This is a genomic window from Sulfurimonas sp., from assembly GCF_041583195.1.
Lineage (GTDB): Bacteria > Campylobacterota > Campylobacteria > Campylobacterales > Sulfurimonadaceae > Sulfurimonas.
On record NZ_JBFHGL010000003.1, the window covers coordinates 19,925 to 38,607 of the forward strand.

Here is an 18,683-nt window from a genome sequence, read left to right on the forward strand (position 1 = left end):
ATAGAATGAACATTAAAAAGAAAGTTATGTTAGTTGATGATGAGATCATCAATATTGATGCACTTTATAGAGTATTGGGCAGTTATTATAATTTAGTTGTAGCAGTAGGCGGAAGCGATGCATTGGAATTTTTAAATAAAGAGGAATTACCTGATTTGGTATTACTTGATATAAACATGCCTGAAATAGATGGTTATGAAGTATGCAGACAGATGAAAAAATCTGAACGAACTAAAGAGATCCCTGTAATATTTGTTACTGCGGCAGATGATGAAAGAGATGAAGTTATGGGGTTTTCTCTGGGTGCAGTAGATTACATAACAAAACCTATAAACATAGCCGTACTGCTTAGCAGAATAGAACATCATCTAGGTAATAAAAGGTAAGTGTTATAAGATATGTTAGTGACTGTTTTATGACCATGAACTTGATATTATTAAAAATATAATTTTTAATTTACTCAGGAGCTATCTATGTCTGGAATGAAATTAAACTTTGAAAAGTATATTTTTGATAACGCAAAAGTTGGTATTGCGATATGTAATGCTGAAGATCACCGTTTAGAGATGGTTAATCCTGCTTTTGCAGCTATTCACGGTTATGAGGTAGATGAACTTATTGGTGTCATGCCAGGTAAAGTATTTGCTCCTGAATGTATGTTTAGACTATCTGAACAGGGGAAAAATCCTCAATGTGCACTTGAGAATATTGCATTTGAAACCACGCATGTAAAGAAAGACGGTTCTTTTGTTGATGTATCGGTTCATATTACCGTTATAAAAGACAAAAATGGAAAAGTATTACAGCGTATTGCCAATATAGTTGATATTAGTAAACGTAAGAAAGTCGAAAAAGAGCTTGAGAGTTCCAATGATAGATATGCCCAGATCTTCAATAACTCAAATGATAATATCTATCTTATAGAAGTAACTCCAGATAAAAGATTTATACATATAGAAATTAATGAAGCATATGAAAAATCATGTGGCATAAAAAGGGAAGATATAGTAGGAATTTATGTAGATGAATTGGCAAATAAAGATGTACGAAAAGAATTTTTAAAAAAATTTAATAAATGTTTGGAAAAAGGTGAAAAAATAGAGTATACCAGTGAATTTAATTTTCCTATTGGAAATAAAATATTTCACTCAAGTCTATCCCCTATTAAAGATAAATACGGACGAGTTTATCAAATTGTAGGTGTATCAAGAGATATAACCAAATCGAAACAGATGGAAGAGGAACTTTTATCAAGAGAAGAGATGTTCAGAACTTTGGCAGAGAACTCTCCTAATATTATTATACGTTATGACGAGGAAGGTAATCGTATATATACAAATCCTGCATTCAGCAAATATACAGGTATACCAAAAAAAATAGCAGTAAGTAAAAAACCGGAAACGGAATTAAGTGCTTATTTTAGTTTGCTAAATATAGATATATCTCAGTATTATGAAAGAGTGAAAAAGGTCATTCAAAGTGGAGAGAAAGATATTATTCCATTGGAATGGATGATAATAGATACATGTGAATATATATCGTATGATATCAATATAGTAGCTGAACGTGATAAAAGTGGAAATATTATAGGTGCTTTAGCCATAGGTCATAATGTTACCGAACGCAAAAATATTGAAAGACGAATCGAATATATGGCACATCATGATGCTCTTACTGGACTTCCAAATCGTGTTTTAGTAAAAGATAGAGCATACCAGGCATTAAACAATGCAGAATATAACGACTCCAAAGTAGCAATTCTATTTATTGATTTGGACGGATTTAAGACTGTTAACGATTCACTAGGTCATACAGCAGGTGATGATATACTAAAAATGCTTTCATCAAGACTCAAAAGTGTTATAAGGGCAAATGATGTTTTAAGCAGACAGGGAGGGGATGAGTTCTTACTTATAATTCCTGATGTACATAATATAAATGAAGTAAGTGCATTTGCAGAAAGGATCTTGAAAGAGTGCAAAAAAAATTTTTCGATCAATAATCACTATATATCAATGTCAGCATCGATCGGTATATCCATATATCCTGATCACGGAAATAATTTTGAACAACTGCTTCAATGTTCAGATGCAGCTATGTACAAGGCAAAAGAGGAGGGAAAAAACAACTATTGCTTCTTTTCTCAAAGGATGAAGCATGATCTAATAGGACTGTTTCAGATGCAAAACGATCTTAAAAAAGCGATCAAAAATAAAGAGTTTGTGCTGCATTATCAACCGCAGATAAATCTAGCTGATAATAGAATTGTCGGTGTTGAAGCATTACTTAGATGGGAACATCCAAAACAAGGAATTATATCACCTATGTGTTTTATTCCGGTAGCTGAATCTAGCGGACTGATTGTAGAGATCGGAGAGTGGGTACTATTGGAAGCATGTAAACAAGCGGTCCTTTGGAATAACGATGGTAAAAATATATCCGTTGCCGTGAATGTTTCGGCTGTACAGTTCAAGCGTGGAAATTTAGAAAAAGTAGTAAAAACTGTTTTAGCAGAAACAGGGCTGAATCCAAAATATTTGGAGCTTGAACTAACAGAGTCTATTTTAATAAACGATACAGAGACAGTTTTAGAAGCAGTTAAGGCTATAAAAGAGTTAGGTATTCAATTGTCTATAGATGATTTTGGAACAGGTTATTCAAGTCTTTCATATCTTAAACGGTTTGCAGTAGATAAGCTGAAGATTGATCAATCATTTGTAAAAGATATATTAAACGACAAAGATGATGCTAAGATAGTTCAAACAATTATTCAAATGGCAAAAAATTTTAATTTAAAAACTATTGCAGAGGGTGTTGAAGATAAAGATGTTTTAAAAGTTATTAATGAATTTGGATGTGATGAAGTTCAGGGATACCATTTTGCAAAACCGATGTGCAAAGATGAGTTTAACGACTACTGTGAAAGTTGTTCTCAATGAAAGAAATATCCTTAGAATTAAAACTACAGCTTATTATCGTACTTGTCATTATATCTGCAACTGCACTTATAATGACTCAGTCAATAAATGGCATAAAGAGTCTAAGTCAAGAGAATATCCAAAGATACTCTAAAGAATCATATGAAGATCAAAAACGTGAACTTAAGAACTATGTATATGTCGTTATGCAAACTGTAGAACAGTTTTATAAAGCTTCTGTATCAAAAAATGAGAATAAGACACAAAAAGAGCAAAAAAAAATAGAGTTACAAACTAAAGAAAAACTCTTGCAGTCATTATCTCAAATAAGATTAGGAGAAAATGGTTATATATGGGTGAATGATATTTCAAAAAATATGCTTATGCACCCTATATTTCCAAATTTAAACGGAAAAAATCTTTCCAATTTGAAAGATAACAACGGAATATATATTTTTGATGAAATGGTAAAAACCGTAAATGCAAACGGTGAAGGTTTTATAAAATACAGCTGGCCGAAGCCTAGTTCAAAAGTATCTTTGCCAAAGATATCATTTGTAAAAATTTTTGAACCTTGGGGTTGGATAGTAGGAAGCGGCGAATATATAGACTATATTGAGAATCATATTGAAAAGATGAGGAAGCAAGAAAAAGAAGCTATTAGTAAAACGATAGTTAATTTAGCAATTATATCTTTAGGTATAGCAGTTATACTTATTTTAAGTACATCTTTTATTATCAAAAAGGCAATTATTATACCACTTGAAGAACGTGAACAGATGCAGGAAGAACTTATAGTAAAAGAGGAAATGTTTAGAACCTTAGCCGAAAATTCTCCAAATATCATTATGAGATACAATCATGAATGTAAGCGTATATATGCCAACCAAGCATTTATGGAGCAAACAGGAATTCCTGAAGATGAAGTAACAAATAACAAACCGGAAAAACAATGGGGTATTTATCTGGACATGTTAAATATGAGTGCACAAGAGTATCAACAGAGGGTGATGAGAGTAATCAACAGCGGTGAGAATGATAGCTTTTCAGTGGAATGGATAGTTTTTGAAAACGGAAAGTATGTTGCACATGATTTACATATAGTTGCGGAGAGGGACAGTCACGGAGAGATAATAGGTGCACTTGCAATAGGTCACAATGTTACTGAGAGAAAAAATATTGAAAGACGTGTAGAGTTTATGGCACATCACGATGCACTTACAGGACTTCCAAATCGTATATTGGTAAAAGATAGAACAGAACAGGTATTAGAATATTCAAAACGCCAAAATAAAAAAGCAGCTTTTATGTTTATTGATCTAGATGAATTTAAAAACGTAAATGATTCTTTAGGACATACTACAGGTGATGCGATGCTGAAAGTGGTGTCAAGTAGGCTTGAAAATTCTATAAGAGCAAGAGATACATTAGGTAGACAGGGAGGCGATGAATTTTTATTAGTTTTATCTGATATAAAAGAAAGAAAGGATATTGCCAAAGTGGCCAATAAACTTATTAATGAGTTTAAAATACCTTTTGTTGTAAACAATCATACGATATCAATGTCTGCATCTATTGGTATTGCAGTATATCCAGAAGACGGAGAAAATTTTGAAGAGCTGCTCCAAAGTTCAGATTCCGCTATGTATAAAGCAAAAGAGATAGGTAAAAATAATTATTGCTTTTTCACTCAAGAGATGAAACACAGCCTGATCGGGATGTTACAGGTACAAAATGATCTTAAAAATGCAATAAAAAAAGAAGAGTTTATACTTTATTATCAACCTCAAATAGATATAGTAAATAATAAAATAAACGGAGTGGAAGCTCTTCTTAGATGGAATCATCCAAAGCATGGGATTATGTCTCCAATGAGTTTTATTTCTATAGCTGAATCAAGCGGACTGATAATAGAAATTGGAGAGTGGGTACTTAAGGAAGCATGTAGACAAGCGGCACTTTGGAACAGTGATGGTAAAGAGATAATAGTTGCTGTCAATATATCGGCTGTTCAATTAAGACGTGGCAATTTTAAAGAGCTTGTTAAACGCTCTTTAGATGAAAGTGGATTAAATCCAAGGTGTTTAGAATTGGAGTTAACAGAATCGATTCTAATTAATGACACAGAGAATATATTACTCAATATAAAAGATATTAAGGAACTTGGTGTTCAGCTCTCTATAGATGATTTTGGTACAGGTTATTCAAGTCTTTCATATCTTAAACGTTTTTCGGTAGATAAATTGAAAATAGACCAATCTTTTATAAAAGATATACTAAGAGATAAAGAGTATGAAAGTATAGTGAAAACAATTATTCAAATGGCTAAAAGTTTTAACCTAAGATCCATTGCTGAAGGTGTTGAAAGTGAGAAAGTTTTAGAATTAGTACGTGAATTTGGATGCGATGAAGTACAAGGATATTACTTTGCAGAACCGATGTCTATAGAAGATTTTGAAGATTACTACATGGAAAGATTTTCCTCATAAATCTAAAAAGTTAAATAAAAGTCACATAAAGACCAATTATATATGACTGTTTCATGCTCAATACTTTAGTACTATTATTGATATATATGATAGGTATAAAGGAGCTAAAGTGAAAAGTTCTATTTTTGTAATTAATATAACCGCTGGGCTGTTAAGTTTTGTAAATATTCAAGCTGCAGATGATATTAGCAGTATGTTTTCTAATGGAAAAGCAAGCGGACAGATTAGAGAGTTCTCAATCAATAGAAAATATCAGGGAAGTGCAGGAACTACTACACATAGAAGTGCGAATGCAGTAGGCGGTAAGTTGAAGTATGAGACAGATGAGCTGAAGGGTGTAAGCCTTGGTGCATCATTTTACACAACAAACGGTTTTGGTCTAGGTGCAGATAAAGCAAACAACTCGAAGGTAGATCCTACTTTACTTGGAAAAGATAATAACAGTTACTCAATTTTAGGTGAAGCATATTTTCAATACAAGATAGAAAACACTACTTTTAAAGGCGGGCGTCAAAAACTTGACACTCCACTTGCCGGTTCAGATGATGCAAGAATGCTTCCAAACCTTTTTGAAGCATATGTGCTTAGCAATACAGATATTCCATATACTACTTTAATAGCTGCACACGTTACTAAATTTGCACAAGGGACTTTCGGTCGTGCATATAGCGGTGGAATATTGGCTGCAACAGGTGGTTATTCAGCTACGGATGATAAAAATCAAGTAGGTGATTTTGTAAATATGGGAGATTACGCGATAGGTACGCCGACTAAAGGAGTAACAGCCGGTGCCGTGATCTATAAGCCGAATAATTATTTTAAAGCACAAGTTTGGAATGCGTATGTACATGATGTGCTAAATGCAATATATGCAGATGCAGATATAAAATGGAATTGCCTTTTAATCGATTCATTTCATCCTTTTTTGTCGGCTCAAATGATTAAAGAAAACAATATCGGAGATAAACGCTTAAGTGCAATAGGAGGTGATGGTAAGATAGACAGTTTATACTGGAGTGCCAAACTCGGTTTTAAAGTTGCATGGTTAACTCTATATGGAGCATATTCACAAACAAGTGCTAACTCTACAACGGATGTAAGTTATGCAAATGCAATTATCAGCCCTTTTGGCGGGATGCCTGCTTTCACGCAAGGTATGGTAACAAGACACCAGTTCTTGGCTGGCACAAAAGCTAGTAAAGTTGCTGCTAGCTATAGCTTTAACAATCTAGGCCCAAATATCTCTGCTACTGCGTATTATGCTTCATTTGATATGGATGAAAATAGCGGTTACGGTATAAAAAGAACTGCAACGGAACCAGGATTTGATGTTATCTATAATGATGCTATAGTTAAAAATTTACAGCTTCGTGTGCGCGGAAATTTTCCAAGAAAGTTTGCTGAAAGTGCTTCAGGCGATACAGGCTGGAATGAGTATAGATTTATAGCTAACTATAATTTTTAGTCAATAATAATTATATAAAATATAACGGACTTAATGTGACTTAAACATGACTTAAGTGCTATGTTTATGCTATTTATTTCTATTATAATATTTATATAAATAATTACAAGTAGAAGGTAAAGGTCGTACAGTGAAATCAATTTCAATAAAATTAAAATTACAGGGCATAATACTCGCAACTATTATAGCCGTTACGGCGGTAATTATAATACAGTCAATATATAGTGTTAAAAGTTTAAGTGAGGACCATATTCAAAAGTATAGGCAAGAGGCTTATGAGAACAAAGAGTCTGAGCTTAAAAATTATATATCGGTAGCACTGAAATCGATTGACTCTTTTTACCAAAGAACATCAGAGCAAAAGATAAAACAAGAAGTTCAAAACGATCTTAAAAATCAGAGTGATTTTTTATTTAGCATCTTAGATAAAGAGTATCAAAACAACAAAAATCAGCTTTCCAAGAGTGAATTGAAAAAACGTATAAAAGAGATCGTGGCTTCTGTTAGGTATGCAAATAGCGGATATTTTTGGATAAACGATACTGCTCCTAAAATGATAATGCACCCGATAAAACCTTCGTTGGATGGCAAAGATCTCTCTGATTTTAAAGATCCAAACGGTATTTATCTTTTTAATGAAATGGTTAAAGTTGCAAAAACAAAAGGCGAGGGTGTAGTAAATTATAGCTGGTCAAAGCCGGGCTTTGAAAAGCCTCAGCCAAAAGTATCTTACGTAAGACTTTTTAAGCCGTTTGAGTGGGTTATAGGAACAGGGGCGTATGTCTCTGACGTCAGTGCAAAAATGAAAGAAGATGCACTAAAGACTATCTCTGAGATGAGATTTGGAAAAAGCGGATATTTTTGGATAAACGATGCTACTCCTAAGATGATAATGCACCCTATAAAACCGCAGTTAGACGGGAAAGACCTCTCAAGCGTAAAAGATCCAAAAGACGTATACCTGTTTAACGAGATGGTAAAGGTAGTAAATGAAAAAGGCGAAGGTGTCGTTAACTACAGCTGGGCAAAGCCGGGACACGATGAACCGCAGCCGAAAATGTCGTATGTACAGATCTTTAAACCTTGGGGATGGATCATCGGAACCGGAGAATATATAGATAATATAGAAGCAAAAATAGTACAAATGAGAAAGAGTGCTACTGATGAGATAATTGCTTCTACATTTAAAATTATAGGGATATCAATTGTATTAGCGGGAGTATTGATGCTTATAGTTTCACTAATAGCAAACAAGATAATAATTGCTCCTATAAATAATATAGTTAATATCGCATCAGATTTGGCGGAGGGTGATGGTGATCTTACAAAAAGAATTAATACAAAAAGCAATGATGAACTTAACGAGATCGCAAAGTATATGAATTATTTTATAGAAAAAGTTCATTCAAGTATCAGTATAGTTAAACTCTCAAGTATAGAGAACTCTTCAATTTCTCATCAATTATCTACAAGCTCTATGCAAACAGGTAAAAATGTCGAAAAATCTGTAAATATAGTTAATGAAATTTCACAAAAGGCTAATAGTATAATAGATGAGATATCTAATTCTATATTCGATGCAGGAAACAGTAAATATGATATTTTAGAAGCAAATACAATTTTAAGTGCGCTAAGAGATGAAGTTATAGAGTTGACAAGAAAGGTTCAAATAACTGCAGAAAACGAAGTTGAACTTGCAGTTAGCGTAGAAGCACTATCTAAAGATGCAGAACAGGTCAAAGGCATTTTAGAAGTTATCTCAGATATAGCAGACCAGACAAATTTACTAGCGCTAAATGCAGCTATCGAAGCTGCACGTGCAGGTGAACATGGACGTGGTTTTGCCGTAGTTGCGGATGAAGTAAGAAAGCTTGCTGAGAGGACACAAAAAAGTTTAACAGAGATAAATACAACAATTAGTATTATAGTTCAGTCCATAACTTCTGCGAGTGAAAAGATGAACTGTAATTCTAAAGATATGAATGATCTAGCAGTAATTTCTACAGACGTAGAAAATAAAATAAATAAAACAACTGAACTTGTAAATAAAGCTACAGATGCAAGTGATAATGCATTGAAAGATTTTGAAAATACAGGAAAACATATAAGAGATATTGCAGATGAAATAAACGAGATTAACTCTATATCAATGGAAAATGCACGAAATATTGAAGAGATCGCAAATGCAACAAATCATCTTTATAACCAAACTGAAAACTTAACCCAGAAGTTAAATCATTTTAAAACTTAGTCTTAAGTATTTAGCTATTTTAATACACTGCAGAGAAAATATATCTGCAGTATCAGACCTTTAATTTTAAAAATAATTATCAAATATTAAGTCTCTTTTACTATAATCTCTTTAAGTAAATACTATATTGTGAAAGGTATCTTAAATTTGAGCGCTCAACCATTTACCCACTTACATCTGCATACAGAATATTCACTACTAGACGGTGCAAATAAACTTACAAACCTTGTAAAACAGGTTAAAGAGCTTGGTATGACAAGTGTAGCTATGACCGATCATGGAAACATGTTTGGAGCAATAGATTTTTACAAGCAAATGAAAGATGCCGGTATTAAACCAATCATAGGTATGGAAGGTTATATACATAACGGTGAAACACTAGATGATAAATCTACAAAGCAAAGATTTCATATCTGTTTATTTGCTAAAAACAAAAAAGGTTATCAAAACCTTATGTATCTTTCATCTCAAGCATTTATTGAGGGGATGTATTATTTCCCTCGTATAAATAAAAAGCTTCTTCGTGAACATTCGGAAGGAATTATTTGTACATCTGCATGTCTTCAAGGTGAGGTAAACTGGCATTTAAATCTTAGTGAAAGAAATGTTAAGTTTGGTGCAAAAGGCTACGATGAAGCAAAAAAAATTGCATTAGAATATAAAGAAATATTCGGAGATGATTTTTATTTAGAGATCATGCGTCACGGTATTGGTGATCAGCTAAATATAGATGAACAGATTCTAAAAATTTCTCAAGAGACAGGTATTAAAGTAGTAGCTACAAACGATACCCACTATACATATCCAGATGATGCACAGTACCATGAAGCATTTATGTGTATCGGTATGAATAAACTTTATGATGATCCAAACCGTATGCGTCACTCTGTACATGAGTTCTATCTAAAATCTCCTGATCAGATGGCAAAACTTTTTGCAGACATCCCTGAAGCACTTACAAACACTCAAGAGATAGTTGATAAGTGTGAAGATTTTGTACCTATAGTTAAAACTCCTACACCACCTAACTTTAAATTTACAAAAGAGTATGCTCAAAAAGAGGGTCTAGATATAGACTTTGACGATGATCCGCCATTAGGTGCGGATGCAAGTGATGATGATAAAAAGAAACACCTTCTTGCAGCTGATAAAAATGACGCAGCATATTTTATTCATAAGTGTCGAGAGGGGTTAGAAGAGCGTTTAAAGTTTGTCCCTGAGGATCGTCATCAAGAGTATAAAGACAGACTAGAGTTTGAGATGGAGATCATCAACTCTATGAAATTCCCTGGTTATATGATGATCGTTTGGGACTTCGTTGCCGAAGCTAAGCGAATGGGAATAGCCGTAGGACCCGGGCGTGGTTCAGCTGCAGGGTCTTTAGTTGCATTTGCTTTAGAGATAACAGATATTGACCCTATGAAGTATGATCTTCTTTTTGAGAGGTTTCTTAACCCTGAACGTGTATCGATGCCCGATATCGATATGGACTTTATGCAGGCTCGCCGTGGTGAAGTAATAGACTACGTTGTAAAAAAATACGGACGTAATCAGGTTGCGCAGATCATCACTTTCGGTTCACTTCTGGCAAAAGGGGTTATACGTGACGTTGCACGTGTACTTGATATGCCGCTTTCTCAAGCTGATAAGATGGCTAAACTAATTCCTGATGAGCTTGGTATCACACTTAATGGAAAGATGAAGGGTGATGAGTTTAAAGAGGGAGCTTTCCAAAAAGAACCTAAAATAAAAGAACTTATTGAAACTGATGCCAATGCAGCTCGTGTTTGGGAATTTGCTAAAAAACTAGAGGGGCTTAAAAGAAATTCAGGGATTCACGCTGCCGGTGTAGTTATTAGTAATGAAGAATTATGGAAAAAAACACCAATTTATAAGCCTTCAGGTGAGAATACTTTTGTTACACAATACTCACTAAACTACATGGAAGATATAGATCTGATCAAATTTGACTTCCTTGGTCTTAAAACACTTGACGTTATTCAAAATGCTACGAAACTTATAAAACGCCGTTACGATATAGATGTAGACTGGCATAAAATAGATGAGAACGATCCTAAGGTTTATGAGGTTATTCAAACTGGTGAAACAATAGGTATGTTCCAGATAGAGTCTTCTGGTATGCAGGATCTGAATAAACGTCTAAAACCATCTAACTTTGAGGATTTGATCGCGGTCTTGGCATTATACAGACCGGGTCCGATGGAATCTGGGATGCTTGATAACTTTATTGAGCGTAAGCATGGTAGAAAAGAGATCTTTTACCCTTTTGAAGAGGTGAGTTTTGATCTTCTAAAAGACACACTTGGTCCAACTTACGGGATGATTGTATACCAAGAGCAAGTTATGCAGATCGTTCAGATTATCGGTGGTATGAGTCTAGGCGGTGCAGATATTGTTCGTCGTGCTATGGGTAAGAAAAAAGTTGAAGAGATGGAGAAATATAACCGTTTATTCTCCGAAGGTGCACAAAAACTTGGACTTGACTATAACCTTGCAAGTGATCTGTTTAAACTGATTGAAAAATTTGCCGGTTATGGTTTTAACAAGTCTCACTCGGCTGCATATGCGATGGTTACATTTCAAACAGCTTGGCTAAAAACATACTATCCAAATGAGTTTATGGCTGCACTTTTAACCAGTGATAAAGACAATACCGACAAAGTTGTTCGTTATATCGATGAAGTTAAACGTATGGGAATTGAGCTTGGACCGCCTGATATTTGTGACTCTCAGCTAGAGTTCTCTGCAATCACTAAAGATGATCAAGATATAGTTCTTTTTGGACTTGGTGGTATAAAAGGTGTTGGTGAAGCAGCGATTCATTCTATGCTTAAAGAGCGTGAAGAAAACGGCCCATATGCATCTTTACAAGATTTCGTAAATAGAATAGAACCATCAAAAGTAAACAAGCGTGTTATTGAATCTGCTATTAAAGCTGGAGCGTTCGATCGGTTTGGATATTCGCGTAAAGCTTTACTTGATCAGATAGAAACTATTGTTGAGACTGCCAAAAATGCAAGTGAAGCAAAGAAAAATGCAGCGGGTAGTTTGTTTGGAGATGATGCTGAGATAACTACAGTTGATCTTAAACTTACAAACTCTGAAGAGTATTCTCTTAAAGCCATTCTGGAATTTGAAAAAGACACTTTAGGTTTTTATGTATCTGGTCACCCTCTTGATGAATTTAGAGAGCAGATAGAGGAGTTAAATTATACACTGTCATCTGAGATATCTGATGCAAAAGACGGCTCATATGTTGTTTTTATAGGTAAAGTTGAAGATGTTCAGAAAAAGATTTCAAAAAAAGGTAATCAGTTTGGAATAGTTGATCTTATGGATTTTCACGGAAACATAGACATTATGCTTTTTGAAGATAAACTAAACGAGCTTGAAGAGATGGATCTTGATGAACCCATAGCATTTAAAGCAAAAATAACTCATACTGAGATGTTTACCAGAATTGGTGTTACAAAGATCATGACACTAAAAGAGGCTGCAAAAGAGACAAAAAAAACGAAAAAAGAAGTTCGTGAGATTCCGCAAGAACCTTTAAATTTAGCCATCAGGTTAAGTGATGATACAAATCAGTTAGAAGAGTTATATACTCTTGTTAGACAAAATCCTGGAAGCAGAGAGTTAAAAGTAACTATTATCTCTAAACTGCAAAACATAGTAATAGATTCTGCTATTAGAGTAAATAATAATATCATAAAAGCTATTGACGGGAATGAAAATATAGATATATTATAGGTAAAAGAAGGATATTTTTTGGAAAAAAATGATTTTAACGAAGGACTACTAGGATTTTTAGATGCATCGCCTACACCGTATCATGCTACGAAAAATATAGGTATGATGCTTGAGAATGCAGGATTTGAGAGAGTTTTTGAAGAGCAGGCATGGAGTTTACAAGAGGGTAAAAAATACTATGTAACAAGAAACGATTCATCACTTATAGCTTTTACATATCCAAAAAGAAAAGACTATCTTTTAGTTGGTGCTCATACAGATTCACCAAACCTGAAACTAAAACCAAACTCTGTTATGAAAGAACACGGTGTTGTAAAGTTTGGAGTTGAACCATACGGAGGACTTCTTTTAAATCCATGGTTTGATAGAGACTTATCATTAGCTGGTTGTGTAAGTTATTTAGATTCAAACAACATGATAAAAGAGACACTTATAGATGTTAAAAAGAAAATAGCTACAATCCCTTCTTTAGCAATTCATTTGGATGAGAATGCCAACAATGAAAGAACTATAAACAAACAAACAGATATTTCACCTATATTGACTACAAGTGAAGATTTTGACTTAGAAGAGTTCATAAAACAAGAACTTGTTAAAAACGGCATAAGTGATGTTAAAGAGATATATGCAAATGAACTTAGCTTTTACGATGCTCAAGAAGCTTCTTATGTTGGTTTAAATGATGATTTTATAGCTTCTGCAAGACTTGATAATCTACTTTCATGTTATGTAGGACTTGTAAGTATATGCTCTGTTGAAGCTAATACTCCTATGATATTTGTAGCAAATGATCACGAAGAAGTTGGAAGTGACAGTGTTAGTGGAGCTGCAGGAAGCTTTTTGGAAAATACACTAAAGAGAATATTTCCAAATTATGAAGATTTTGTACATATGGTTCGCTCATCTACACTCATAAGTGCAGACAACGCTCATGCAGTGCATCCAAACTATCATTCTAAACATGATAAAGAACACGCCCCTTTAATGAATAAGGGTGCAGTTATAAAGATAAATGCAAATCAGCGTTATGCTTCAAGTACAAAAACAATTTCAAGATTCATGAATGTGGCTTCAAGTATCAACGAGCCTTATCAGCAGTTTGTGACTAGAAGCGATATGGGTTGTGGCTCAACAATAGGTCCAATAACAGCAACTCGTCTTGGAATTGACACTATAGATGTAGGACTTCCAACTTTAGCTATGCACTCTATTCGTGAGCTTGCAGGAAGTGATGATGCACACTCGCTTTATAAAATCATACTAGGATATACTGTTTGAGCGAAAATCAAATAACCCAAGAGGAACTTACTCTTTTAATTGAACAGACTTACAAGGTTGAGAAAGAGTTTACAGAACTAAAGCAGTCTTATGATCACTTGCAGGGTACTGTTGAAAAAGTAGTTGAGTTCCTGCCAAATGCCATATGGATCTTAAATGAAAACGGTGAAGTGTTTTTACAAAACTCTAAAGCCAGAGAATTATGGCAATTATTTGAGCTTATGGAATTTCGCGACGATGATTATGAACTTAACTTTGAAGACCGTTCATACATAGTTAAAAGTTCTACTCATAAAGATAAAAAAATGTTCTCTTGTACAGACATTACCGAGCAAAAAAGAAGAGAAAACCTAGCTACAATGGGGCAGATGGCAGCACATCTTTCTCATGAAATCAGAAATCCTATCGGTTCTATATCTCTACTTAGCTCAACTCTTAAAAAACGTGTACTGCCTGAGAATATTCCTATCGTGGATGAGATCCAAAAGTCTATATTTAAAATAGAACGCATTATAAAAGCTACATTGATGTTCTCAAAGGGAATAAGGATAAACAAAAAAGTCTTTAAATTCTCAAAGCTAAGAGAGCATCTTATTAATGACTGTGGAAGTTACGGATACTCAAAAGAGATAAGCTTTATAATGCCGGAGAACGATTTTGAAATCGATGGAGATATAGATCTATTAGAGATCTTATTTTCAAATTTTTTGTTTAATGCCATTGATGCGATAGAGTTAGATGATGAAGATACAGGTGTTATAGAGTTAGTATATAGATATGAAGATAACACACATAAATTTTACGTATATGATAGTGGTGTACCTATAGAAAATAAAAAAGAGTTATTTGAAGCTTTTAAATCAACTAAGGTAAAGGGTAACGGGTTAGGGCTTGTGTTATCTGCTCAAATTGCCGAAGCTCACGGTGGTAAGGTTGAATTGCTTGATACTAACAAAAAAGGTTTTGGTATATATATTGCTTAATGTGTTTTTTTGTATAAGGGGAGCCAATATGAAAAGACACAGCTTAAACAAGATACTAGACCATGTAAAGATAGATCAGTTTTATGTTGTTTGTTATTTTAAATGCAGGGTTAAAAATAAAACTGTTATAAGTAGAATTCCATTTGAACCTTATGAGGGCAAAATAGAATTTACATGGCAGGATATAGTTTTTCATCCTATAGAGTCTTATAATAGATACTATCATACACCGATAACTATATATGATTCAAACATAGATGACGATACGCTTGTTCAAAAAGCTTTTGAAAAAGTTTCAAAGTACTTTAAATGGGATTCTAAGTTACAGAACTACGTATTTATTTAACAATCTGTTATCTATTAAAAACTATAATATCTTTTTTTAATTTAAGGGATATTATGAAGTTACTATTAAATATATTCGGTTCCATGAAAACTATGGCAGTTTTGATGTTGATGTTTGCTTTTTCAATAGCTTATGCAACATTTATAGAAAATGATTACGGTACTATGACTGCTAAAGCTGACATATATAATGCACTATGGTTTGAAGTTCTTATGGGACTTTTAACAATAAATCTTATTATAAATATAGTAAGATTTAAAATGTTTAGCGTAAAGAAAGCTCCAATCTTTATATTTCACGTTGCTTTTTTAATTATTTTAATCGGTGCTGCTATTACTCGTTATATAGGTTATGAAGGCAGTATGCATATCCGTGAGAATGCAAGCGCAAATACAATGCTTAGTGCCGATACTTATTTTAGCATAAGTGCTTCATTAAATGGAAAAACACAAAGTACACAAGAGAGTATATACCTATCAAAACGCTCACAAAATACATTAGATTCTAGTTTGAATATTGATGGAAAACAAGTAGATGTAAAACTTGTTAGATATATCCCAGATGTAGTTGAATCTTTGGAAGAGACAGAGGGTGGAATAGCTACCCTTGATATGATGGTAACATCTAATGGACAAGGTGAATCTGTAGTTTTACGAGATGGTGAATATTATGAATCTCAAGATTATATTCTTAATTTTAATTCAAATACAAAGTTTGAAAACAAAGATATTTTCAATATATATATAAAAGATAAAAAACTATATCTGTCTCATAAAGTTGCTTTGAAAACATTAAGCATGGATACTCAGGAAAATGGAAAAATAGAGCCAAGCAAAGAGACATCTTTTAATACTAGAATGTTATATACTACAGATAATGCAGGTTTTGTATTAAAGAAATTTTATCCATCAGCCAAGAAAAAACTTATCTCAAATCCTAATGCTTCGGCAATGGCACCAGGTGTAGATGCACTTATTTTTAATGTAGACGTAGACGGAACTAGTGAAGAAGTTATGGTGTTTGGACAATCTGGTCGTCAAGCTAAAGAGACTCATAACGTTATTAACGGAGTAGATGTTCATCTATCATACGGAGCTAAAAAACTTACTCTGCCTTTTTCAATCCACTTAAAAGATTTTCAATTGGATCGTTATCCAGGTTCTATGAGCCCATCTTCATATGCAAGTGAAGTAGTGCTTATTGATAAAGATGAAAATCTTGAGATGCCTTATAGAATATATATGAACAATATACTTGAACATCGCGGATTTAGATTTTTCCAATCTTCATACGATCAAGACGAGATGGGGACAATTCTGTCTGTAAATAATGATCCTGGAACACTGCCGACATATATAGGTTATTTTTTATTGACAGTAGGTATGGTGTGGTCTCTATTTTCAAGACAAAACAGATTTGCAGCTTTAGCTAAAAAGGCTAAAAAAGCTTCAAGTGCATCGGCACTTATACTAGCTGTAGGAATCGCTGCTAATTTAACTCCGTTGCAGGCAAATGTTTTGGCACCTGAGATAAAAACAATTGTCAGTTTTGATAAAAAACACTCTGAAGAGTTTGGTAAGTTGGTACTACAAGATGCAAGCGGTAGAATGAAGCCTGTAAACACACTTGCTACTGAGATACTTGCCAAAGTACACAGAAGTACAAATCTTAAAGTTGGAAACTACACTCTTACACCGACTCAAGTAGTACTTGGCATGATGATAAAGCCTGACGAATACAGAGATATAAAAATGATCCGTACAAAAAATAAAGAGATCAATAAAATCCTATCTCTAAAAGAGGGTTCTAAATACGCATCTTTTTCACAATTTTTTATGGATCCTGAAAATATAAGAGGTTATAAGCTCTCTTCATACGTAGAGACTGCTATGAGAAAACAGCCAAAGCATAGAAATCAGTTTGATAAAGATATTTTAAAAGTTGATGAAAAAGTTAATATTACTTATTCAGTATATACTGGTTCACTTTTAAAAATATGGCCTAAACCTAGTGATGTAAATAACAAATGGTTTGCTACTATAGATGCACTTCAAACTTTTGCATATGAAGATGCAACAAAGCTAAGAAGCATTGCATTTGCTTATTTTTCAGCAGTAGATGAGGGTATTAAAACATCAAATTGGACTATGGCTGATGAAGCTCTTGCAAAAATAGCAGAGTATCAGCATTTTTACGGAAAAGAGATCTACCCTTCAGATAGTAAAATTAATGCGGAAGTTTTTTATAACAAAGCTAATATTTTTGAAAACCTGTATCCATTTTATCTGCTGGTAGGTTTTATACTGTTGATATTTAGTTTTATTAAAATTTTAAAACCAAATTTTAAATTAGACATGTTTTCAAAAGCTACTCTTTGGTTACTAGTTCTTTTCTTTGTAGCGCATACTATCGGTTTGGCTCTTCGTTGGTATATATCAGGTCATGCTCCTTGGTCTGACGGATATGAATCGATGATCTATATTGGTTGGGCTACTGTTCTTGCAGGGTTTATATTCTCAAAACGCTCACCGCTTACTATGGCGTCTACATCTATCCTTGCAGGGCTTATACTTTTTGTAGCTCATTTAAACTGGATGGATCCTCAAGTTACAAACTTGGTACCTGTACTTAAATCATACTGGTTAAGTATTCACGTTGCTGTAATTACTGCAAGTTACGGTTTCTTGGGACTTGGTGCTTTACTTGGATTTGTAGCTATTATTTTATTTATCGCTAAAACACAAAAAAATGACAAACATATATCTAACGCAATTAGAGAATTAAATGCTATTAATGAGATGAGTTTAATGATAGGTCTGGCTATGCTGACTATAGGTAACTTTTTAGGCGGTGTTTGGGCAAATGAGTCTTGGGGTCGTTACTGGGGCTGGGATCCAAAAGAGACTTGGGCACTTGTAACTATTTTAGTATATGCAGTTGTAGTTCACCTAAGATTTATTAAAGCGCTTTACAGTGATTTCAACTTTGCAGTAATATCTTTACTTAGTTATACAAGTGTTATAATGACTTACTTTGGAGTTAATTATTATCTTGCAGGGCTTCACTCATATGCTAAAGGGGATCCTGTGCCGATTCCTGATTTTGTACCTGTTACATATATAGTGATCGCTATAGTAATAGCATTTGCTTACAGAAACAGAAAATTAGCTTAAAGAAGTAGA

At 33.7% G+C, this 18,683-nt stretch carries 10 protein-coding genes; all 10 read left to right on the forward strand.

Going from position 1 to position 18,683, the window contains the following annotated elements:
* Positions 1 to 5: 5 nt before the first annotated feature.
* The 10 genes from ABZA65_RS03555 (at position 6) to ccsA (ending at position 18,674) form a co-directional block, all read left to right on the forward strand.
* Entirely contained in the window at positions 6 to 386 is a 381-nt protein-coding gene (locus ABZA65_RS03555) for a two-component system response regulator (RefSeq protein WP_373070674.1), read from the forward strand.
* A gap of 87 nt (positions 387 to 473) precedes the next feature.
* On the forward strand, positions 474 to 2,939 hold the full coding sequence (locus ABZA65_RS03560; protein ID WP_373070676.1) for an EAL domain-containing protein: 2,466 nt from the start codon (positions 474 to 476) through the stop codon (positions 2,937 to 2,939).
* Positions 2,936 to 5,407, forward strand: a complete 2,472-nt coding sequence (locus ABZA65_RS03565; RefSeq protein ID WP_373070678.1) for an EAL domain-containing protein — start codon at positions 2,936 to 2,938, stop codon at positions 5,405 to 5,407. Before ABZA65_RS03560 ends, ABZA65_RS03565 begins: the two co-directional genes overlap by 4 nt.
* Before the next feature lie 109 nt (positions 5,408 to 5,516).
* The gene (locus ABZA65_RS03570) at positions 5,517 to 6,872 is read left to right on the forward strand and encodes an OprD family outer membrane porin (RefSeq protein WP_373070680.1); all 1,356 of its coding nucleotides are present in this window, start codon (positions 5,517 to 5,519) and stop codon (positions 6,870 to 6,872) included.
* Between the two features lie 130 nt (positions 6,873 to 7,002).
* Positions 7,003 to 9,123, forward strand: coding sequence for a methyl-accepting chemotaxis protein (locus ABZA65_RS03575; protein WP_373070682.1), 2,121 nt, complete (start codon positions 7,003 to 7,005; stop codon positions 9,121 to 9,123).
* Positions 9,124 to 9,270: 147 nt separating this feature from the next.
* A complete protein-coding gene (gene dnaE, locus ABZA65_RS03580) occupies positions 9,271 to 12,894 on the forward strand; it encodes a DNA polymerase III subunit alpha (protein WP_373070684.1) in 3,624 nt (1,207 codons plus the stop codon).
* A gap of 18 nt (positions 12,895 to 12,912) precedes the next feature.
* Positions 12,913 to 14,172, forward strand: a complete 1,260-nt coding sequence (locus tag ABZA65_RS03585; protein WP_373070686.1) for a M18 family aminopeptidase — start codon at positions 12,913 to 12,915, stop codon at positions 14,170 to 14,172.
* Positions 14,169 to 15,155, forward strand: a complete 987-nt coding sequence (locus ABZA65_RS03590) for a PAS domain-containing sensor histidine kinase (RefSeq protein ID WP_373070688.1) — start codon at positions 14,169 to 14,171, stop codon at positions 15,153 to 15,155. The genes ABZA65_RS03585 and ABZA65_RS03590 overlap by 4 nt, the downstream gene beginning before the upstream one ends.
* 28 nt (positions 15,156 to 15,183) lie before the next feature.
* Complete coding sequence (locus ABZA65_RS03595) at positions 15,184 to 15,501, forward strand: hypothetical protein (protein ID WP_373070690.1); 318 nt, start codon at positions 15,184 to 15,186, stop codon at positions 15,499 to 15,501.
* A 53-nt stretch (positions 15,502 to 15,554) separates the two neighbouring features.
* Positions 15,555 to 18,674, forward strand: a complete 3,120-nt coding sequence (ccsA, locus tag ABZA65_RS03600) for a cytochrome c biogenesis protein CcsA (RefSeq protein ID WP_373070692.1) — start codon at positions 15,555 to 15,557, stop codon at positions 18,672 to 18,674.
* Positions 18,675 to 18,683: the final 9 nt, after the last annotated feature.